This window comes from Heyndrickxia faecalis (assembly GCF_040267745.1).
Lineage (GTDB): Bacteria > Bacillota > Bacilli > Bacillales > Bacillaceae_C > Weizmannia > Weizmannia faecalis.
Window position 1 is genome coordinate 2223489 of record NZ_CP158453.1, and the last position, 22472, is coordinate 2245960.

Sequence of the window (22472 nt, forward strand, 5' to 3'; positions counted from 1 at the left end):
TTTCACTCTGTGCCGTCTTTTGTATCAGCGGGATCCTTTTCGCTGTTTAAAAATGTTCCGTCCTCATTTTTAATGATTCTTTCCTCATCGAGCAATTTTGAAACGGTTCCGACTTGTAAATTTTTCTTTTCCAGCCTGGCAATCAACGGTTCCAACGCTTTCGCTGTAGAAGCGGTCGGATGCATTAAAATAAGCGAACCGCCCTGTGCTTTCGCAGTCACGCGCTCTACAATCGTCTCCGGGGAGGGGTTCTGCCAGTCGACCGTATCGACCGTCCACATGATCGTTTCCATTCCCATTGATTTTGCGATGCTTACCGCTTCATCCCGGTAACTGCCGCTTGGCGGGGCAAACCACTTCACTTTTTCTTCCGTAATCGCTTCAAGCACCCGGTTTGTCTTCACCAGCTGGCTTTTGATCTTTGATTCCGGCAAAGTGCTAAAATCGGGGTGGGTATAGGAATGGTTCCCGGTTTCATGCCCGCCGCTTACAATCATGCGGGCAAGCTCAGGGTTTTCTTTTGCCCATCGCCCCTCTAAGAAAAAGGTAGCATGAAGATGATGCTTTTTTAAAGTTTTTAGCATATCCGGCAAATATTCATTCCCCCATGCGACATTGATTAAAAAAGCAACCATTGGTTTATCCGGATTTCCCGTATAGACGGGGGCCGGGTCCAGATCTTTAAGGTGGACGGCAGGGGGAATTTGTTTAAATACCAGTTTGCGTTCGTCGTAACGGCCGTCCTGTTTCATTTTCGAGTAAGAAGCTTTTTTGTCCACTTCCACCCCGTTATAGCCGGGGATCGCCTTCCAAACCCTGTCAATCTTGGCATTTTCCGGCGGACGGTAAAACCGTTCTGCAGCCTGTTCAATTTTTTCCTGAAGCTCGTTCTCTTTTGTGCTAAAGGCGGCCCGCTCCTGCAAATACCGGGTGGAAAGCGGATTTCCCGCAAGCAACAATGCTAGAATAGCAATCAAGCCAAGCGCAATCAAGCGTTTTGCTTTATTCACGTTATTTTCCCCCTTCTTTAAAAAAAGTATGAAAAGGGAAAGGGGCATAGAACGGGCGCGCGGGACAAATAAAAAAAGCCAGGGCTCCCTGACTTTCATCACGATTTATTTTCTTTTTTTTGCTGCTCCTTTAAAACAGCTTTGCGGGAAAGGTTGATGCGCCCGTGGCTGTCAATATCCGTCACTTTGACCAGAATTTCATCGCCGATTTTGACAACATCTTCGACTTTCCGGACGCGTTCTTCGGCGAGTTCGGAAATGTGGACAAGGCCGTCTTTGCCGTTAAAGATTTCCACAAAAGCGCCAAATTTTTCGATCCGTTTTACTTTACCGAGATAAACCTTGCCGACTTCGACTTCCCGGACAATATCCTCAATCAATTTCTTCGCTTTGTTGTTTGCCTCTTCGTCCGTCGAAGAAATAAAGATGGTGCCATCCTGTTCAATGTCAATTTTCACGCCGGTTTCGTCAATGATTTTATTGATTTGTTTACCGCTTGGCCCGATGACGTCGCGGATTTTATCCGGATGAATGGTCATCGTTAAAATCTTCGGCGCATAGACGGACAAATGGTCACGTGTTTTCGAAATCGTCGACATCATATGGTCGAGAATCTGCATTCTGCCCTTTCTCGCCTGCTGCAACGCTTCTTCCAGTATCTCCCTTGACAGTCCTGCAATTTTAATATCCATTTGCAGCGCGGTGACGCCCTTCAACGTGCCGGCCACTTTAAAGTCCATATCGCCGAGATGGTCTTCCATGCCCTGGATATCGGTTAAAATCGTATAATGTTCGCCGGATTTCACAAGCCCCATCGCAATCCCAGCAACCGGCGCTTTAATCGGAATGCCGGCATCCATCATGGCAAGGGTGGATGCGCAAATGCTTGCCTGTGAAGTGGAGCCGTTCGATTCGAGCACCTCGGATACAAGCCGGATCGTGTACGGAAATTCTTTTTCATCCGGAATGACCGGTTCCAGCGCACGTTCACCCAGTGCCCCGTGCCCGATTTCGCGGCGGCCCGGCCCTCTCATTGGCCCGGTTTCCCCGACGCTGAATGAAGGGAAATTGTAATGGTGCATAAACCGTTTTGACTCTTCAATGCCGAGCCCGTCCAAAATTTGCACGTCGCCTAAAGCGCCTAACGTACAAATGCTTAAAGCCTGTGTTTGCCCGCGGGTAAACAACCCGGAACCGTGCGTGCGCGGCAAAACCCCGACTTCGGAGGAAAGCGGCCGGATTTCATCGATTTTGCGGCCGTCCGGGCGAATTTTATCGACCGTGATCAGCTTGCGGACTTCTTCTTTTTCAATATCGTGCAAAATTTGTTTAACCTGCTTGACCGTTTCTTCATCGGCTTCTTCTGCTTCAAATTGGGCAAGCACCTCATCGCCCACTTTTCTGATCGCTTCTTCGCGCGCTTTCTTCTCATGAACCTGGATGGCTTCAATCATTTTTTTCCGGCACATGCCGCTGACTTTTTCCACCAGTTCTTCGTCAAGTTCGAACAATTCGACAGCCATTTTCTCTTTTCCGATTTCTGCCACAATTTTTTCCTGGAAAGCAATCAGGCGCTTGATTTCCTCATGCCCGAACATGATCGCTTCAAGCATCACTTCTTCCGGCACTTCTTTCGCACCCGCTTCAACCATATTAATGGCGTCTTTTGTGCCGGCAACGGTTAAATGGATGTCGCTTTTTTCCATCTGTTCCACGGTCGGGTTGATGAGGAACTTGCCGTCCACCCTTCCGACGATGACGCCGGCAATCGGGCCTTCAAACGGAATATCGGAGACGGAAAGTGCGAGCGAAGACCCGAGCATCGCGGCCATTTCCGGCGTGCAGTCCTGGTCGACGCTCATGACCATACTGACAACCTGCACTTCATTGCGGAAGCCGTCGGCAAAGAGCGGGCGGATCGGCCTGTCAATCAGCCGACTTGACAAAATGGCTTTTTCGCTCGGGCGCCCTTCTCTTTTGATAAAGCCGCCCGGAATTTTCCCGACAGCATATAGCCGTTCCTCATAATTTACGGTCAGTGGAAAAAAGTCCACATTTTTCGGTTCTTTAGAAGCGGTTGCTGTACTGAGGACAGCCGTTTCGCCGTAACGGACGAGTGCAGCACCGTTTGCCTGTTTTGCGAGCTGGCCGATCTCCACGGTGAGCGGGCGGCCGGCCCAATCTATCGTATAGGTATGTTTATCCTGTACCATACAGATGAAAATCTCCTTTCTTTTTGCCTATATTGTTTCACATTTATGCAAAGATAAGCACGGGTAATGATTCAAAAACGAATCAACCGTTTGCTATGTATGTACAAGCCGCGCCAGGTCAGTGCGAAAACCCGGCGGCAATTTGAAATACATCTGTTCCCAAAATTAAGGGGGGAAAAACACATTGCAAAAAAGCGGGAATACTCCCGCTTTTTGCATTCTGCATTTTTTTATCGGCGCAAGCCCAGCCGGTTAATCAATTCACGGTAACGATGCACATCTTTATTGCGCAGATAGGTCAACAAATTACGCCGTCTCCCTACCATTTTCATCAAGCCGCGGCGTGAATGGTGGTCTTTTTTATGGACACGCAAATGATCGTTCAATTTGTTGATTTCTTCTGTCAATACAGCAATTTGCACTTCCGGAGAACCGGTATCGTTCTCGTGGATTTTAAATTGGTTGATGATTTCATTTTTACGTTCTTTTGAAATCGCCATCCTGTTCACCTCCTCTGTTTCCTATCCCCTGTTGCCGAGCAGGCGTCGGTGAGTCGCGCTGCCAAGCACAGGTTCCGGTACTGTAATAGAATACTACTTTTTCGCACAAAACTCAAGTAGCAGTTCCCTGTTTTTCAAAGTAACGCCTTGCTGCCGTTTCATCCCGTTTCATTTCTTCAATCAAGTCCTCCACGCGGGCGAACTTTTTCTCTTCGCGGATGCGCGCAAGCCATTTGACAACTGCTTCTTCCCCGTAAATGGTATCGGAAAAATCAAGCAGATACACTTCTGTCGTTTTTTCATATTCTTCCGGATTTTTAAACGTAGGATTGTAGCCAATGCTGCATAAGCCGTTATGCCACGTATCCGCGACCTTCATTTGCACAATGTATACCCCGTTTGGCGGCAGCATATACGACGCGGTAAGCTTTAGATTTGCCGTTGGAAACCCGAGCTGTCGTCCCCGCTTCTCCCCATGGACGACAATGCCTTTGATCTCATAATCGCGCCCGAGCAGCGGCTTCACTTCCCCGACTTTTCCTTCCCTGATTTTTGACCGGATCAGGGTGGAGCTGACTTTTTCCCCGGTATTTTCAAGGGCCAGTTTTTCAATCACCGTAATCCCGAACCTGCCGTTTGCATATTCAGGGAGATTCTCCATATTGCCTTTCCCGAATTTGCCGTATGTATAATCAAAACCAGCAACAACATGTTTCACACCGAGTGCGGCCAGATATTGGTCGACAAATTGCTGCGGCAAAAGAGACGCAAAACGGGAGGTAAAACGGACGACGAACAGATAATCGACACCAAGTTTTTCAATCAACTTGATCTTGTCTTCAAGCGGTGTAATCAGTTCAATGCCATCCTTTTTCTTTCCCAGCACAATAGAAGGATGGGGTTCAAATGTCATGACGGCGCTTTTCCATCCGTTTTTTTCAGCGATCCCGCGGGCTGTTTTAATCACTTTCTGATGTCCGAGATGGATGCCGTCAAAATAACCCAATGCGATGGCAAGCGGCGGAAAATCGCCGGGTTTAAAGGAATGGGGATGATGGACCGTTATTGTTTTCAAAATTTCTCACCTTTTCCCTTTTACAAATTGAAGCAGCCGCCTTCCTTGTTTTATACCCGGAAGGCTTTTTATATCACTTTCGCCGGTTTGATAAAGCCGGGCCTGCCGGAATGCGCCACGTATACCGCGAGTATTTTTCCGCGGAAAAAGACAGCAAGCCTGTCTCCTGTTTCCGGCCAGGTCTCCGGTTTTTTCAACACGGCACCGTTCTTTACTTTCTCTGCTAATGTATCACTAATTTCCCATTTCGGCAAATGGCGGATCCCGGCCTCGAGCGGGTAGAGCAGGCTTTCCCTGTCGCCGGTTTCCGCGGCTTTTTCAATCTCCTGAAAGGTGGCGCATTGTTCCTTTGAAAAACCGCCTGCTTCAATTCTTGTAAGATTGGACATATGTGCCGGATAGCCGAGCTTTTCTCCGATCATAACAGCAAGCGTGCGGATATAGGTGCCTTTGCTGCATGAAGCGCGGAAACGGAACGACACAACCGGCCCTTCAAAATATTCCCGCCCGTCCAATAGTTCAAGGCTGTAAATTTGCACATTCCTTTTAGGGCGTTCCACTTCGATGCCCGCCCGCGCATATTCATACAACCTTCTTCCGTTCACCTTGACGGCGGAAAACATCGGCGGGATCTGGGTAATATGCCCGGTAAACGAAGCGAGTGCGGCTAAAATTTCTTCCCGGCTGATCGGCCGGCTAATTTCCTTTTTTTCAATGATATCGCCGGAAGCATCTTCTGTCGTCGTTGAAATCCCGATCGTTGCTTCACCTTCGTAAGTTTTGCCGGCATCCTGAAGGTATTCGGCAATCTTTGTCGCACGCCCGATGCAAACCGGGAGGACCCCTTCCACATCCGGATCAAGCGTGCCGGTATGGCCTGCTTTTTTTGTGCCGAAAAGCTTCCGGATTTTAAAAACACAGTCATGGGAAGTCATCCCCGCCGGTTTCCAGAGCGGTAAAATGCCATCCATGGCGCCACTTCCTTTCGCAAATCCAATAGAATCACTCAAAAAAAGGAAACTTACCGAACCGTGTTCCGGCTCCGATCAGTTTCCTGAAACATTCATTCATCCGTGTCATGGATTTTTTTGATCAGCGTCTCAATGCGGTTGCCGTATTCGATGGATTCATCGATTTCAAAAATCAGTTCAGGCGTTTTGCGGAGCCGGATCCTTTTGCCAACTTCCGAGCGGATAAAGCCTTTTGCTTTTTCCAGGCCGTCAAGGGTGTCTTTCTTTTGTACCTCATCGCCGAGGACGGTGAGGTACACTTTTGCCTGCTGAAGATCGCCTGTTACTTCCACATCGGTTACAGTGACAAAGCCGACACGCGGATCTTTTAGTTTTCGCCCGATAATGTCGCTCAGCTCTTTTTTCATTTGCTCGCCAACCCTATTTGCACGAAGATTCATCAATCACACCTCATTTATAGCCATTCAATATTTGTTTCAAGACGCTCCCATTCAGGGAAGGAATCCAGAAAGAGAATTGCCCGCTGCAATTCTCTTTCAGCCGCCGCCCGGCTTGAAGCAACGGTCACGACTTCAACGAGGGTCCGCTGCCAGGCATCCTGGAAATCCATTTCACCGGCTGCAACATTATATTTTTGCTTTAGCCGCGTCAATATTCTTTGCAGCACTGCCCTTTTTTCTTTCAATGAACGGGCATCATAAATGCGAAATTCGCAACGGGCGCTCCCAATCATGCTCTTTCAATTTCCTCCATGATAAAGGACTCGATGACATCTCCTTCTTTGATGTCATTAAAGTTTTTAATCGTAATCCCGCATTCATATCCCTGGTTGACTTCTTTCACATCATCTTTATAGCGTTTCAGCGTATCAATTACACCTTCATAAATGACCACGCCGTCACGGATGACGCGCACGCCGCTGTCACGGGTGATTTTTCCGTCGGTGACATAGCCGCCCGCAATCGTGCCGATCCGTGATACTTTAAACGTCTGCCGCACTTCAACCTGGCCGATGATTTTTTCTTTGTATTCCGGATCAAGCATCCCTTTCATGGCAGATTCGATTTCTTCGATCGCTTTGTAGATAATGCGGTGCAGGCGGATATCCACTTTTTCCGTTTCGGCTGCGCGTTTGGCGTTATTATCCGGGCGGACATTAAAGCCAATAATAATCGCATTCGAAGCGGAAGCAAGCGTCACATCGGATTCATTAATCGCGCCGACGCCCGTATGGATAACGTTAATGTTGACGCCCTCCACATCAATCTTTTGCAAAGCGGCGGTCAATGCTTCTACAGAGCCTTGCACATCCGCTTTGACAATCACATTTAATTCTTTCATTTCCCCTTGCTTCATTTGCTCAAACAACGTGTCAAGGCTGACGCGCGCGGTTTCGTTACGGTGCGCCTGGACAGCCTGTTGTTTCCGCGCTTCCCCGACCTGGCGGGCTGTTTTCTCATCTTCAAAGACAACAAAACGGTCGCCGGCTTCCGGTACATCATTTAAACCGGTAATTTCAACAGGCGTGGACGGCCCTGCTTCTTTCACGCGACGGCCGAGATCATTGACCATCGCACGGACGCGCCCGTAAGTGTGACCGACGACAATCGGGTCGCCGATGCGCAAAGTGCCGTTTTGTACGAGCAAAGTGGCAACCGGGCCCCTGCCTTTATCAAGGCGCGCTTCAATAACCGAACCGAGTGCGCGGCGGTTCGGGTTTGCTTTCAGTTCTTCCACTTCGCTGACAAGCAAAATCATTTCAAGCAGATTGTCAATCCCTTCACCGGTTAGAGCAGAAATCGGGACAAAAATCGTATCCCCGCCCCAGTCTTCCGGAACCAGATTGTATTCCGTCAGTTCCTGCATGACTCGTTCGGGGTTCGCTGTCGGTTTATCAATTTTATTGACCGCAACAATGATCGGAACGCCGGCTGCTTTCGCGTGGTTAATGGCTTCCACTGTCTGCGGCTTCACGCCGTCATCGGCAGCAACAACAAGCACGGTAATGTCCGTCACTTGCGCCCCCCGCGCACGCATTGTTGTAAAGGCTTCATGCCCCGGCGTGTCTAAAAATGTAATTTTTTTGCCGCCTACTTTCACCTGGTATGCACCGATATGCTGGGTAATCCCGCCTGCTTCTCCGGCGGTGACTTTTGTATGGCGGATGGAATCGAGCGTTGTCGTTTTCCCATGGTCAACATGGCCCATAATGGTGACAACCGGCGGGCGGACTTCGAGGTCTTCTTCACGGTCTTCCGTAAAATACGTTTCCAGATCCGTCTGGTCAACGATCACTTTTTCTTCCACTTCAACGCCGTATTCCGAAGCAATCAGTTCAATGGCGTCTTTGTCAAGCTGCTGGTTGATCGTTGCCGCAACGCCGAGCAGGAACAGTTTTTTAATAATTTCGGAAGGTTCCCTGTAGAGCTTCTTCGCAAGTTCCGCAACGGTCAGCGATTCTGTGAACGTAATTTTTTCAGGCAGTTCTTTTACCTTTTGGACCGGCTGCGGCTGCGGTTTGAAGTTTTTATTTTTCCGGTTATTTTTCTTTTGTTTGTTAAACGGCCGTCCGTTGTTGCCGCGGTTTCCGTTATTGCTACGGTTTCCATTGCCACTGTTGCGGTTATTCCCGTTGTTCCGGCTGTTCCCGCTGTTTTGATTATTCCTGTTGTTGCCCGCGGCTTGGGTGTTTCCATTGCTCCGGTTGTTGCTTGTGTTCTGGCTGTTTCCGTTATTCCGGTTGTTACTTGCAGCCTGGCTTTTTTCGTTATTCCGGTTGTTGCTTGCGGCCTGGGTGTTTCCATTGCTCCGGTTGTTGCCGCCGGTTTGGCCGTTCCTGTTATTCCGATTGTTGCCGCCCGTTCTGCTCTTCCCATCGCTGCGGTTGCTGCCGCCAGAGCGGTTATTGTTATTGTTTCTGCTGTTTCCGTTATCCCCTTGGTTTTTGCTGTTTTGGCCGTTTCCGTGATTCGGCTTCTGGTTTTCGCGCCGGGTGCGGTTTTCGGGTTTGTTTCCTTGTCGGTCCCCGGTTTCGGACCTGGTGCTTCTTTCATTTCTGGTCGGCCCGTTTTGCCCGTTTTTCTTGCCATCCTGCTGATTTTTGCCGCTGTAAACCGTATCCAGCTTCCTTACTGTTTCCCCATCGATCATTGACATATGATTGGATACCTCTATATTCATTTGTTTTAGTTTCGTGATAATTTCCTTACTTGATGTATGATGAGCTTTCGCATATTCGTAAACACGTATTTTGCTCATGTCGTCACCCCCACCTATGATTCATCGAGCAGTTCAGCAAGTTTTTCCGCAAATCCGCGGTCACTTACGGCAACTGCGACTCTCGCCTCTTTCCCAATGGCTTTTCCAAGCATTTCCCTCGTCTCTATCCACCGTACCGGTACATGATAGAAACGGCATTTGTCTAACATTTTTTTTGACGTATTGGATGAGGCATCTTTTGAAAGCAATACAAGTTTTGCCTGGCCTGCCCGGATTTCTTTCAGGACAGGCTCCTCTCCCGAAACGATCTTTCCTGCCTTGAACGCAAGGCCTAAAAGGGACATTGCCTGCTTCCCGTTCATGATTTTTGTTTATTCTCCTTTTTTTCCTTTTGAATAAACGCGATGATTTCATCGTAAAAAGCATCTTCTACAGCGGCACCAAGATGGGATGAGAGAATATTTTTTTTCTTTGCCAACAGCACCGCTTCCTCGTCTTTTGAAAGATAGGCGCCTCTTCCTGACTTTTTCCCGGTCGGGTCAATCGAAACATCGCCTTCCTTGGAACGAACGATACGGACCATTTCTTTTTTCGGTTTCATTTCTCCCGTTGCTACGCATTTTCTCATCGGAATTTTCTTACGTGTCGCCATCAGCCCCACTCCTTATTCGATCTCTTCATCTTTCCCGCCGTTTTCAGGCAGATCCGCTTCTTTCGCATCCGGTACGGCCAGTGCTTCGGAAGTGCGGCCGGCATCATCGTCATCAAAAAGCCCCGGTGTTTCCCCGTCTATGTCATCATTGGTTTCAGAACGCGGATAAATGCCTGACTCCCTTGCATCCGTTTCGCTCTTAATATCAATTTTCCAGCCTGTGAGTTTCGCGGCAAGCCGGGCGTTTTGGCCGCGTTTCCCGATTGCAAGCGACAGCTGGTAATCCGGAACGATGACCGTTGTAGCCTTATTGTTTTCGTCAACAAGCACATCAAGCACTTTTGCAGGGCTTAACGCATTTGCTACAAATTTAGCCGGGTCGTCCGACCATTTTACAATATCAATCTTTTCCCCGTGAAGTTCATTTACAATCGCCTGGACGCGCTGCCCTTTAGGCCCGACGCATGCGCCGACAGGATCAACCTCCGGGCGGTCGGTGTAAACCGAAATTTTCGAACGGTCCCCTGCTTCGCGGGCGATCGAACGGATTTCTACGATGCCATCGTAAATTTCCGGCACTTCAAGTTCAAACAGCCGTTTTAAAAGGCCGGGATGGGTGCGCGAGACAAAAATTTGCGGCCCCTTTGTTGTCCGTTCGACTTTTGTAATGTAGACCTTAATCCGGTCATGCGGGTTGTACGTTTCATTCGGGGATTGTTCCCCCGGCGGCAGCAGTGCTTCTGTTTTTCCGAGGCTGACATACGTAAAACGCGGATCTTTCCGCTGCACAATCCCGGTCATGACCTCGTCTTCACGGTCGATAAATTGATTGTAAATGATTCCCCGTTCCGCTTCCCGGACGCGCTGCGTGACAACCTGTTTTGCTGTCTGTGCGGCGATCCGGCCAAAATCTTTCGGCGTGACTTCCAATTCGACAACATCGCCGATTTCATAAGACGGATTGATTTTCTGGGCATCTTCAAGCGAAATTTCAAGGCGCGGGTCAAATACTTCTTCAACCACGTCTTTACGCGCGAACACACGGATCGTCCCGTTCGCCAGATTTAAATCCGTCCTTACATTCTGTGCCTGGTTAAAATTGCGGCGGTATGCCGATACAAGCGCGGCTTCGATGGCTTCAACGAGCACATCCCGCGAAATTCCTTTTTCTTTTTCAAGTATCGTAAGCGCATCTACCAGTTCTGAGCTCATGGAAATTGGATCCCCCTTCATTTTTTGAAAAATGATGCATTTTTAAAATTCAACGGCAAGCCGTGCGTTGGCCACTTTGTCATACGGAATTTCCTTCTCGATTTTCTTCGTTTTCACTTTACATTCTAATGTTAGGCACCCGTTGTGAAAAGCAATCAATTTTCCCTGGAACGTTTTCTCCCCGTCAAGCGGTTCATACGTTTTCACGAGGACGGTCCGGCCGACAGCACGTTCAAAGTCACGCGCTTTTTTTAACGGGCGTTCCGCACCCGGGGAGGAAACCTCAAGGAAATAATTATGGGGAATCGGGTCCGCTTCATCGAGCTTTTCCCCGAGCCGTTCGCTGACGAGCCCGCATTCTTCGATATCGACCCCGTTTTCTTTGTCAATATAAACACGAAGAAACCAGTTTTTTCCTTCTTTGACGTATTCAATATCAACAAGTTCAAGGCCGAGCCCTTCCACAACCGGGGATGCCAGTTGTTCCACCACTTCAACGACTTTACTCATGCTGACCTCCTCAAAAATCCGATTTAAAACACGAAAGAGCGGGGTGATGGCCCCACTCTTTCGCACGAGCGTTTATCCGTAGTATTTCCATAAAAAACTATACCATAACAGGCAAAAAAAAGCAAACAGCGGGCCTTAACCCGTATTTAGAAAAGCGACAGCTGGTTCTGCTCCGGCAGCGACTCTAAGCAGCCGTGCCCGTCAAGGTATTCCATAATCGTTTTGGAGACTTTTCCGCGGCGCTGCAAGTCTTCTTTTGAAAGGAATTCGCCTTCTTCACGCGCTTTTACGATATTGACCGCGGCGTTTGTACCAAGACCCGGAATCGCATTAAACGGCGGAATGAGCGAATCGCCGTCAATGACAAACTTGTCTGCTTCCGACCGGTACAAATCAATCGGCTGGAAGCGGAAGCCGCGCGCCGTCATTTCAAGCGCCAGTTCGAGCACGGTCAGCAAACTTTTCTCCTTCGCCGATGCGTCCATCCCTTTTGCATTAATTTCACTGATTTTTGCCTTGATGGAATTCGAGCCGTGGATCATGACATCGAGATCGAAATCCTCCGCGCGCACCGTAAAATACGTCGCATAGTAGATCAGCGGATGGTACACCTTGAAGTAAGCGATCCTTACCGCCATCAGCACATAGGCGGTGGCGTGGGCTTTCGGGAACATGTATTTAATCTTTTTGCACGATTCAATATACCAATTCGGCACGTTTTGCTTGATCATTTCCTCTTCCATTTCAGGCGTGAGCCCTTTCCCTTTCCGTACCGATTCCATAATTTTAAAAGCAAGGGACGGCTCTAAGCCCTGATAGATTAAATAGACCATAATATCGTCCCGGCAGCCGATTACTTCAGGCAGGGTGCAGGTGCCGTTTTGGATCAGTTCCTGGGCGTTGCCGAGCCATACGTCCGTTCCGTGCGAAAGCCCTGAAATCTGGACCAGTTCGGCAAAAGTCGTCGGTTTTGTATCTTCCAGCATCTGGCGCACAAACTTTGTGCCAAATTCCGGAATGCCGAGCGTGCCGGTTTTGCACATAATCTGCTCTTCCGTAACCCCGAGCGGTTCCGGCCCGCTGAAAATTTTCATCACTTCCGGGTCATCGGTCGGGATCGTTTTCGGGTCAATCCCGCTTAAGTCCTGGAGCATGCGGATGACGGTCGGATCATCGTGCCCGAGTATATCAAGCTTCAAAATATTATCGTGGATCGAGTGGAAATCAAAATGCGTTGTCCGCCATTCCGAATTGTGATCGTCCGCCGGATACTGGATCGGCGTAAAATCGTATATATCCATATAATCCGGTACGACGATAATGCCGCCCGGATGCTGGCCGGTCGTCCGTTTCACCCCGGTGCAGCCTTGGACAAGCCGGTCAATTTCCGCGCTCCGGAATGTCAGATTATGGTCCTGGGCATACCCTTTTACATAACCGTAGGCCGTTTTTTCCGCAACCGTGCCGATCGTGCCGGCGCGGTATACATACTCTTCGCCGAACAGCACTTTTGTATAGGCGTGGGCGCGCGGCTGGTAATCGCCCGAAAAGTTCAGGTCAATATCCGGAACCTTGTCCCCTTTAAAGCCAAGGAACGTTTCAAACGGAATATCATGGCCGTCTTTTTTGTATTTTGCCCCGCACGCCGGGCAGTTTTTATCCGGCAGGTCAAAACCGGAACCGACCGAACCGTCATTGAAAAACTCGGAATGCTTGCAGTTCGGGCACACATAATGCGGCGGGAGCGGGTTGACTTCGGTGATTTCCGTCATCGTTGCAACAAGCGAAGAGCCGACAGACCCCCGCGAACCGACAAGGTAACCGTCATTCAATGATTTCTTGACAAGTTTATGGGCAATCAGATAAATGACCGCAAATCCGTGACCAATAATGCTTTTTAGCTCTTTTTCAAGCCGTGCTTCGACAATTTCGGGAAGTGGATCCCCGTAAATCCTTTTCGCGCGCTTATAGCTTTGCTCGCGGATTTCTTCTTCCGCCCCTTCAATTTTCGGCGTGTACAACTCATCTTTTACCGGCTTGACGTCCTCGATTAAGCCGGCAATTTTATTCGTGTTGTCAACCACGATTTCTTTTGCCTTTTCTTCGCCTAAAAACGAGAAGCATGCAAGCATTTCATCCGTCGTGCGGAAATGCACGTCCGGCAGCCGGTGCCGGTTCAGCGGATTGGCACCGCCCTGGGAGCTGATCAGGATTTTCCGGTAAATTTTGTCTTCGGGGTTTAAATAATGGACATTGCCTGTTGCGACAACCGGCAGATTTAATTTTTCCCCGAGCCTGACGATTTTCGTGATGATTTCTTCAAGCGCCTTTTCATCCCTTATCAGTTCCTGGTCGATGAGCGGGGCGTACACTTCTTTCGGATGGACTTCAAGATAATCATAAAAGCGGGCGATCTCCTCTACTTCCGCCGGATCTTTCTGCATCATGCCTTCAAATACTTCGCCTTTGTCACAGCCGGACCCGACGAGAATGCCTTCCCGGTACTTTTGCAGCTCGGAACGCGGAATACGCGGCACACGGTAAAAGTAATCGATATGGGAAAGAGAAATCAGTTTAAATAAATTTTTCAAGCCTTCCTGCGTCCGGACAAGCAGCGTGCAGTGCGACGGGCGCGCCCGCTTGTACGCGCCGCCTTCCCCCATATACTGGTTCAGCTCGTCATGGTATGTGATCCCCCGGTTACGGGCGTCTTTCAGCATTTTTAAAAAGATTTGTCCTGTTGCTTCCGTATCGTAGATTGCGCGGTGGTGCTGGGTCAGTTCCACATTGAATTTTTTCGCGAGCGTGTTCAGCCGGTAGTTTTTGAAATCCGGATATAAAAACCGTCCGAGTTCGAGCGTATCAATGACGGGGTTATTGGATTTCGGCAGCCCGGCTTTTTTCAGGCCAACGTTTAAAAACCCGATGTCGAACGAAGCATTGTGGGCTACAAGCACCGCGTCGCCAATCCATTCATTGTATTCTTTCAACACTTCGGAAATGTCCGGCGCATCTTTTAACATATCGTCGGTAATATGGGTCAGCTCAATAATCGTATTGGACAGCGGACGTCCGGGATTGGCAAACCGTTCAAACGTATCGACCACTTCGCCGTCTTGGATTTTCACCGCAGCGATTTCGATGATCGTATCATAAACGGCAGATAATCCCGTTGTTTCAACGTCAAAGACGACATATGTCGCTTCATCAAGGTGGACGTGCGCATCATTATAGGCAATCGGCACCCCGTCGTCGACAAGATTGGCTTCAACGCCGAAGATGACTTTTATACCGTTCTTTTTGCCGGCGCTGTAAGCTTCCGGAAAACTTTGCGCGACGGCGTGGTCTGTGATCGCAATCGCCGGATGGCCCCATTTTTTTGCCTGGGCGACAAGGGTAGACGCGGAAGTGACCGCATCCATCTGGCTCATCGGCGTATGGAGATGGAGTTCGACCCGCTTCTCATTTTCCGGCGCATGGTCTTTCCGGACGCGCGGGGCTACTTCAGAAAGATCGTTGGCGATCATGACCAGATCACGGACAAACGTATCGTTCTGGATGCTGCCGCGCGCACGCAGCCACATCCCTTTCTTCACGCGGGCAAATTGTGCGGCATCTTCCTTATCCCGCGAAAACATCTTCACGAGAATGGAGCTCGTATAATCGGTGATTTTTAACGTCAAAAGCGTCCGCCCGCTGCGCAGTTCTTTCGTTTCGACGTCAAACACATAGCCTTCCACCGTAATCCGCCGTTCTTCATCAACAATCTCGGAAAGGCGGCGGATATCATCATCGGGCGGGATTCTCAGCCCGATCATAAGCGGTCCCGCGTCGTGCGTTTCTTCCCCGCTCTGTTGCTCATTCACGTGCTTCTGCATTTCGAGAACGGCCTGTTTTGCCCGTTCCTCATCTTCTTTTTTCTTTTCTTCCATAAATTTGGCGTATGCTTCACTTGCTTCAGGTGCCGCCGAAATTTCCGTGTCAAACATCAGCTGCGGAAAACCGGCCCGTTCGTAAAAACGGACGATCCATTCCCCGTATTTTTGTTTTAATGTCGCTGCTTCCGGTTCATTGCGGCCGGTTACCACCAGCTTATTGCCGGAAAGTGACGGCACCTGCTCCGCAAGTAGGGACAAAAGCATCGGCGACATGCCTTCCAGTTCTCCTAGGCACGCTTTCCAGTAATCGGCAATCAGCGCCGGCCCAAAAGAAGGGTCTTTCGCCCGGATTGAAAAACGGACGTCGGCAATATGCTGAAAAGCCTGGCGCAAACGGGTTGTAAATGTCAAGTACACTTCAAAGGGGAGAATTTTTTCGAGCAAAAAATAAAAATGCCATCGCTTTGACTGGCGTTCCACAACTAGTTTTTCAATTTCTCCGTATTTAAAATGCTCGTAAAACCTGTCATCAAGCAGTTCCAGCTGCCGGAGCAAAATCTGGAACCTTTCTTTCTTTCCGGCGGGATTTTCAATCATCTTGTCCTCTCCCATCCTTTTTCATTCAATCTATCTTTATCTTAAAAAACAAGCGTCCCGAATGCAATCTTTCCGGAATTTTTCCCGGTAGTGTTGAAAGGTTCGGGTGTTGAAATTTTCCAGGCAAAACATTTTCTGCCTCTTTTTTGCAGGAAAAGAAGAGAAGCACCGGCCGGTAAGCCGATGCCCCTGTCATGAAGCAAGTTGTGCTAAAATATTAGAAATTGTCTCGGCCAAATCCTCTTTTTTCACTTCGAGCACTTCCCCGGTTTTTCTGATTTTCACTTCGACGATGCCTTCCGCCGCTTTTTTCCCGACGGTTACCCGGACAGGCAGGCCGATCAGGTCGGAATCCGCAAATTTCACACCCGGGCGCTCGTTTCTGTCATCCATCAAGACGGTAAACTGCTTTTCAAGTTCCGCATGGAGCGATTCTGCAAGGGCGGATTGTTGGGCATCCTTCATATTTACCGGAACGAGATGCACGTCAAACGGCGCCAGATTGACAGGCCAAACAAGCCCTTTATCATCGTTATGCTGTTCGCACACTGCTGTTAAAGTGCGGGAGACACCAATCCCGTAACACCCCATCAACATGACCTGCTCCCTGCCGTTTTCGTCTAAAAAGGCGGCGTGCATGGCCTCACTGTATTTTGTGCCGAGTTTGAAAATATGCCCGACCTCTATGCCGCGTGCAAACCGGATCGTTCCCTTTCCGTCCGGTGACGGGTCGCCTTCCTGGATATTGCGGAGATCCCCGTATAGATCGACGCGGTAATCCCTCTCCGGATTCGCATTCACATAGTGGAAGTCATTCTCATTGGCACCGCAAATGCCGTTGACTACATAGCGGACGGCGTGATCGGCCAAAATCCGGATCTGTTCCGGCGCGCCGACAGGGCCGAGCGAACCGGGATCCGCCCCCATGATCGACTTGATGGCTTCCGGATCTGCCATTTCAATCGTTTCAGAACCGAGAAGATGTTTGACTTTGACTTCATTTACGTCATGATCGCCCCTGACCAGCACAATGACATATTCATCATCCGCTTTCAGCACAAGGGTCTTCAGGCATTTTTCAGGATCTGCCTTTAGAAAGTCCGCAATTTGCGCGATCGTTCTTTGCCCCGGGGTCGGAATTTTTTCGAGCGGTTTTTCCGCTTCATCCGGCTTTGTGTAAACGGTCTTCACTTCCGCCATTTCAATATTTGCCGCATAATCGGATGAGTCGGAATACGCAATGGTGTCTTCCCCGATTTCAGACAGCACCATAAACTCCTGCGTATCTTTCCCGCCGATCGCGCCCGAGTCCGCCAATACGGCGCGGAAATCCAGTTTGCACCGCGAGAATATATTGGTATAAGCCCGATACATATCCTTATACGTCTCATCAAGGCTCTCTTTGTTGGCATGGAAAGAATACGCGTCTTTCATGATGAATTCCCGTCCGCGCAGCAAGCCGAAACGCGGGCGCTTTTCATCCCGAAATTTCGTTTGAATTTGGTATAAAGAAAGCGGCAGGCGTTTATACGATTTTACTTCGTTCCGAATTAAACTTGTGATCACTTCTTCATGCGTCGGCCCGAGCGCAAAGTCCCGTTCATGCCGGTCCTTAAGGCGCATCAAATCCGGCCCGTAAGAATACCAGCGCCCCGATTCCTGCCACAATTCCGCCGGCTGGAGGGACGGCATCAGCAATTCCATGGAACCGATAGCTTCCAATTCTTCGCGGATAATCGCTTCAATTTTATGTAAGACTTTTTTCGCGAGCGGCAAATACGTATAAACACCGCTTGCAATTTGCCGTATGTAACCGGCACGGAGCAGCAGCTGATGGCTTTTCACCTCGGCTTCTGCCGGTACGTCCCGCAATGTCGGAATAAACAATTTGCTCTGTTTCATACATCGCACTCCCGTATTCATTTATTATAGATCAGTCACGTTGATTACGTTCCTTCGTTTCTATTCCCCCGATTCAGCAAACCAGGTCCAAGGTTGGATGGTAAGAGATTGTAAATCAAAAGCCGGGCCAGGGTGCTAGAAATGCAGATTTTAAAAGGGATCCGCACGGTAAAAATACGAAGATTTGGCGTTGCTTGTGAAGACGAGCGGGCCAAACCGGGCTAATGGCGGATCAAAAATGCAAATCCATTTTATAACCGTCTCCGTAAAGCAGGTAAGGAAGCAGGCCCTTTTGCAACAGGGCCCGCTGGAACCCCCTCGAAACCGGAAACTTTACAGGAAAAATCTTTGGATATCATTCCAGGTGACAATAATCATCAACAGCATCAGGAGCGCAAAACCGATAAAATGGACGATGCCTTCTTTTTGCCGGTCAATCGGTTTGCCCCGCAATGCTTCGATGCCGAAAAACAGCAGCCTGCCGCCATCTAAAGCCGGCAGCGGGAGCAGGTTCATAATCCCGATGTTGATGCTCAACAATCCTGCCCATTTAAACAAATAAATGATGCCCGACTTGGCGACGGTCTCTGTTGATTTGTAAATGCCGACAGGGCCTGACAGCATATCAATGGAAAAGCCGCCGCTGATCAGGTGGCCAAGCAGTTTAAAAATTTCCACCGTCCAAACGTATGTCTGTGTAATGCCGTACGTGGCTACTTTCAGCGGGGAATGGTCAACCGGGCTGGTCACGCCGATTCTCCCGATGGTCTTCCCGTCCTCTGAAATGCTTTTTGGCGTCACCGGAATGTCCATTGTTTTGCCGTTCCGTTCCACTGTAAACGTAATTTTTTCATCAGGGTGTTTTTGGATCACGTCGACAATGTCATTCCACGTCGAGATTTCGGCACCGTCAATGCTGATCACTGTATCCCCTTTATGCAGCCCGGCCTTTGCCGCAGCACTGTCCTTGACAACCGTTCCGAGCACCGGATCGGTCATCGGCACCCCCTGCACCACGGCCATAAGGGTAAAGACAAGGGCTGCCAGAACGAAATTCATGAGCGGGCCCGCAAAAATCGTGAGCGCCCGCTTCCCAAGCGATTTGGAGGCAAACTGGCGGTCCCAAGGCGCGATTTGCATTTCCATCCGGTCTTCGACAAGCACGGCATCCCTTTTCACTTTAAACGTCCGGAGGTGTTCATCATCGCCTTCTTCATAGCCTTTGATTACAAGCGCACGTTCCAGATCTGCAGATTCCGTTTCAATCATGCGCAATCCGGTATACCGGTCTTTTCCGTTCACCACGATTTTTTCAACGGCTTCGTTTTCATCGAAAAGCAGCCCAACCCGCTGGCCTGGCTTCAACTCCGGCATATCCGGGTCTTCCCCCGCCATCCGTACGTATCCGCCGATCGGAAGCAGGCGGACGGTATACTGCGTTTCGTTTTTCTTAAACGAAAGGATCTTCGGGCCGAATCCGATCGCAAATTCGCGGCATAAAATCCCGGCTTTTTTGGCAACAAAGAAATGCCCGGCTTCATGGAAAATGACAAGTGAACCAAAAATCAAAATAAAGGCTATAACTGTCGTCAAATGAATACCACCTTACTTTAAAATAGTCTCCGCCTTTTTCAGGAACTCCGGGCAAGCTCCCGCTTATATGAGCGAGGCCACATAGTCCCGCGTCTCACGGTCAACGGCCCAGATCGTTTCCAAATCAGGGTGTATAATTACATTATGCCTTGCAAGCGCCTTTTCAATCAACTGATCAATTTGCAAAAACGAAATTTTTTCCTGCAAAAAGGCATGGACCGCCACCTCATTGGCCGCATTCAGCACGGCCGGCATCGATCCGCCGGCTTTTCCGGCTTCATAGGCAAGTTTCAGGCAGTAAAAGCGTTCTTCATCCATTTTTTCAAAATGAAGCCGGCCGATTTCCGCCAAATCGAGCCGCTTTGCATCCGGTAGCGGCAACCTTTTTGGAAATCCGAGCGCATATTGAATCGGGATGCGCATATCGGGCATCCCGAGCTGCGCCTTTACGCTGCTGTCACGGAATTCGACGAGAGAGTGGATGATGCTTTCGCGGTGCAGGATAGTATCAATTTTTTCAAAGGGAAGGCCGAACAGCCAGTGTGCTTCAATGACTTCGAGCCCTTTATTCATCATTGTTGCCGAATCAACCGTGATTTTGGCGCCCATCGACCAATTCGGGTGGTTCAGCGCATCTTTTACGGTGACGGTTTCAAGCTGTTCCCTTGTATAATCACGGAAACTGCCGCCGGATGCGGTAATGATGAGCCGTTCGATCTCATCCCGGTTTTCCCCTTGCAAACATTGAAAAATGGCGGAATGCTCGCTGTCGATCGGAAGAATTTCAGTTTCGGCGCGCCTTGCTGCATCCATCACGAGGTGGCCAGCTGTGACGAGCGTTTCTTTATTGGCGATCGCAACAGTTTTCCCCGCCCGGATCGCCTCCAAAGTCGGCAACAGCCCGACACTGCCAAGCACCGCATTGACCAAAATATCCGATTCGGCATATACCGCCGTTTCGACCATCCCTTTTTCCCCGTAGAGCACAACCGGGCTGTCCCCGAATTCGGTTTTCAGCCGGGCACAGTCTTCTTTGTCAGCGACAGAGACAAGCGCCGGATGAAACTCCGAAATAATTTTCCTCGTTAAATTGAGATTTCTCCCTGCTGAAAAGGCCGCGAGCCGGAATGCTTCCGGATGGTTCCGGATCACATCCAGCGTTTGTGTACCAATGGAGCCCGTCGCCCCCAATAAGCTGATTTGCTTCAATGCTATCCACCTCTTTTTCTATCCCGCCATCATTTTTAAAAAATGGATAAGCGGGAGGACAAACAATAAACTGTCAAAGCGGTCCAAAATGCCGCCGTGCCCGGGCAGGATTTTCCCTGCGTCTTTTACCCCGTAATGCCGTTTATACGCGGATTCCACCAAATCCCCGATCTGGCCGAAAACGGAGAGGACGACCGTGGACACCATGAGCCGCCCGAGCCCGAGGCCGATATTGGAATAGAAAAAAAACAGCACAGCAACAATGACCGCACACAGTACGCCGCCAAGCGCGCCTTCAACCGTTTTATTCGGGCTGATCTCTGGCCACAGCTTATGCTTTCCAAAAGCCCGTCCGACGAAATAAGCGCCGGAATCCGTTGCCCAAATGAGAAACAGGGCGTAAAAAATATAGGTTATGCCCGCATCTGGCGCATTTCTTGTTTCAATAAAATAATAAAAGCCGATGCCAATGTAGATGGCGGACAAAATGTGGAAACCAGCCTGCTCAAATGTAAACCGGTTTTTCGTCACCACCATGTAGGCAAGAAAAAGCAGCACGATCATATACACCAATTCAAGCTTTGAAAAGCCTGTTTGTGCGATGACATGCATATACTTTGATGGAAATAAAATCAGCCAAAGCAGCAGGACGGAAAGGAGGCCGCCAAAGGAAAAAAATGACTGTTTTCCCATCCGCAACAGCTCGTATAGCGCAACGGTCGCCATGGCATACACGAGCAGCGCAAACGGCCATCTCCCGTATATCACAAAAGGAATAAAAAAAGCTGCTGCCACGATGGCTGTAATGATTCTTTGCTTCATTCAGACTGCTCCTCACTTTTTAAACCGCCGTATCTTCGGGAACGTTTTTGATATTCTTCAATCGCACTTAAAAAATGTTCCTCATTAAAATCCGGCCATAACACATCGGTAAACACAAACTCCGTATACGCCAGCTGCCACAACATAAAATTGCTGAGCCGGATTTCCCCGCTCGTCCGGATTAAAAGGTCGGGGTCCTGCAGGCCGTGCGTCATTAAGTACTGGTGGAACACTTCCTCGGTCAGCTCGTTTTCATTCATTATACCATTTTTTACATCCATTAAAATATTTCTCACGGCGCGCATAATTTCATCCCTGCTCCCGTAGTTCAACGCAAAATTGAGAATCAGCCCGTCGTTTTGCGCCGTTTCACTGATCGCTTTATTGATGGCCCTTTGAGTATGAAGCGGGATTTTTTCTTTGCACCCCATCATCTGCACTTTCACATTTTCCGCTTTCAGCTCGGGAAGATAAGTGGATAAAAATTCTTCCGGCAGCTTCATTAAGTATTCCACTTCTAATTTTGGCCGTTTCCAGTTTTCTGTTGAAAAAGCATACAGCGTCAATACTTTGATTCCGAGCCGGTTGGCGATACGGGTAATTTTCCGGACGGTTTTCATGCCTTCGTGATGGCCGGCCACCCGCGGCAAATGGCGTTTTTTCGCCCATCTTCCGTTGCCGTCCATGATGATGGCGACATGTTCCGGGATGGCGGCAGCTTTCACTTTTTCGCCGCGGGTTGTCGTGTCGCGGCCTTCTTTATCGAAAGATTTCCATCTTTTTAAATTCATATGCACATTTGCCCTCCAAATGGTATCCGCCTGCAACTTTATGCACGGTACCGCGGCCATACGTGTTCAGTCGTTTCCGGCAAAAGTGGTATGACCTTTGTATTCCATTTGCCAACCTCTATTATAGAGAAAATGGATGCGTTTGTGTAGTTCTGTTTTTTAAACGATCCGGCCATTTGGTTTGGGGGTGTATGGAAAACCGGCTTTGTATCCCCTTTTAAACGCGTGTGTAGCCCCATTTTCCGGCAATATGACAGGATTTTAGAACCGGAACATTCCATGCTCCCGGGAAAAGCGCGCACTGATAACATAATAAAA

General features: G+C 49.3%; 18 protein-coding genes. All 18 read right to left on the bottom strand.

Annotated features, from left to right (window positions below):
* Positions 1 to 2 precede the first annotated feature (2 nt).
* On the bottom strand, positions 3 to 1109 hold the full coding sequence (locus ABR335_RS10815; RefSeq protein WP_014095407.1) for a polysaccharide deacetylase family protein: 1107 nt from the start codon (positions 1107 to 1109) through the stop codon (positions 3 to 5).
* Complete coding sequence (pnp, locus tag ABR335_RS10820) at positions 1109 to 3223, bottom strand: polyribonucleotide nucleotidyltransferase (protein WP_350346168.1); 2115 nt, start codon at positions 3221 to 3223, stop codon at positions 1109 to 1111. The genes ABR335_RS10815 and pnp overlap by 1 nt, the downstream gene beginning before the upstream one ends.
* Before the next feature lie 230 nt (positions 3224 to 3453).
* Entirely contained in the window at positions 3454 to 3723 is a 270-nt protein-coding gene (gene rpsO / locus ABR335_RS10825; protein WP_013859138.1) for a 30S ribosomal protein S15, read from the bottom strand.
* A gap of 112 nt (positions 3724 to 3835) precedes the next feature.
* A complete protein-coding gene (ribF, locus tag ABR335_RS10830) occupies positions 3836 to 4798 on the bottom strand; it encodes a bifunctional riboflavin kinase/FAD synthetase (protein ID WP_014095409.1) in 963 nt (320 codons plus the stop codon).
* Positions 4799 to 4866: 68 nt separating this feature from the next.
* On the bottom strand, positions 4867 to 5769 hold the full coding sequence (truB, locus tag ABR335_RS10835) for a tRNA pseudouridine(55) synthase TruB (protein ID WP_014095410.1): 903 nt from the start codon (positions 5767 to 5769) through the stop codon (positions 4867 to 4869).
* Positions 5770 to 5861: 92 nt separating this feature from the next.
* On the bottom strand, positions 5862 to 6209 hold the full coding sequence (gene rbfA, locus ABR335_RS10840) for a 30S ribosome-binding factor RbfA (RefSeq protein WP_014095411.1): 348 nt from the start codon (positions 6207 to 6209) through the stop codon (positions 5862 to 5864).
* A 14-nt stretch (positions 6210 to 6223) separates the two neighbouring features.
* Positions 6224 to 6502 carry a DUF503 domain-containing protein gene (locus tag ABR335_RS10845; RefSeq protein ID WP_014095412.1) on the bottom strand — a complete coding sequence of 93 codons (279 nt, stop codon included), beginning with the start codon at positions 6500 to 6502 and terminating at the stop codon, positions 6224 to 6226.
* Positions 6499 to 9027, bottom strand: a complete 2529-nt coding sequence (gene infB, locus ABR335_RS10850) for a translation initiation factor IF-2 (protein ID WP_014095413.1) — start codon at positions 9025 to 9027, stop codon at positions 6499 to 6501. The genes ABR335_RS10845 and infB overlap by 4 nt, the downstream gene beginning before the upstream one ends.
* Before the next feature lie 14 nt (positions 9028 to 9041).
* The gene (locus ABR335_RS10855) at positions 9042 to 9350 is read right to left on the bottom strand and encodes a YlxQ family RNA-binding protein (protein ID WP_013859131.1); all 309 of its coding nucleotides are present in this window, start codon (positions 9348 to 9350) and stop codon (positions 9042 to 9044) included.
* Entirely contained in the window at positions 9347 to 9640 is a 294-nt protein-coding gene (gene rnpM, locus ABR335_RS10860) for an RNase P modulator RnpM (RefSeq protein ID WP_014095415.1), read from the bottom strand. The genes ABR335_RS10855 and rnpM overlap by 4 nt, the downstream gene beginning before the upstream one ends.
* A 12-nt stretch (positions 9641 to 9652) precedes the next feature.
* A complete protein-coding gene (nusA, locus tag ABR335_RS10865) occupies positions 9653 to 10852 on the bottom strand; it encodes a transcription termination factor NusA (protein ID WP_014095416.1) in 1200 nt (399 codons plus the stop codon).
* Between the two features lie 42 nt (positions 10853 to 10894).
* Positions 10895 to 11362: a ribosome maturation factor RimP gene (gene rimP, locus ABR335_RS10870; RefSeq protein ID WP_017551543.1), complete on the bottom strand. Its 468-nt coding sequence runs from the start codon at positions 11360 to 11362 to the stop codon at positions 10895 to 10897.
* A 146-nt stretch (positions 11363 to 11508) separates the two neighbouring features.
* Entirely contained in the window at positions 11509 to 15837 is a 4329-nt protein-coding gene (locus tag ABR335_RS10875; RefSeq protein ID WP_035181738.1) for a PolC-type DNA polymerase III, read from the bottom strand.
* A gap of 192 nt (positions 15838 to 16029) precedes the next feature.
* The gene (locus ABR335_RS10880) at positions 16030 to 17739 is read right to left on the bottom strand and encodes a proline--tRNA ligase (protein WP_014095419.1); all 1710 of its coding nucleotides are present in this window, start codon (positions 17737 to 17739) and stop codon (positions 16030 to 16032) included.
* A 333-nt stretch (positions 17740 to 18072) separates the two neighbouring features.
* Positions 18073 to 19332 (bottom strand): RIP metalloprotease RseP, encoded by a 1260-nt coding sequence (gene rseP, locus ABR335_RS10885; RefSeq protein WP_014095420.1) that lies wholly within the window; start codon positions 19330 to 19332, stop codon positions 18073 to 18075.
* Positions 19333 to 19395: 63 nt separating this feature from the next.
* Positions 19396 to 20541, bottom strand: a complete 1146-nt coding sequence (locus ABR335_RS10890; protein WP_014095421.1) for a 1-deoxy-D-xylulose-5-phosphate reductoisomerase — start codon at positions 20539 to 20541, stop codon at positions 19396 to 19398.
* Between the two features lie 18 nt (positions 20542 to 20559).
* Positions 20560 to 21363, bottom strand: coding sequence for a phosphatidate cytidylyltransferase (locus ABR335_RS10895; RefSeq protein WP_035188483.1), 804 nt, complete (start codon positions 21361 to 21363; stop codon positions 20560 to 20562).
* Positions 21360 to 22154 carry an isoprenyl transferase gene (locus ABR335_RS10900; protein WP_014095423.1) on the bottom strand — a complete coding sequence of 265 codons (795 nt, stop codon included), beginning with the start codon at positions 22152 to 22154 and terminating at the stop codon, positions 21360 to 21362. The genes ABR335_RS10895 and ABR335_RS10900 overlap by 4 nt, the downstream gene beginning before the upstream one ends.
* Between the last annotated feature and the right edge of the window lie 318 nt (positions 22155 to 22472).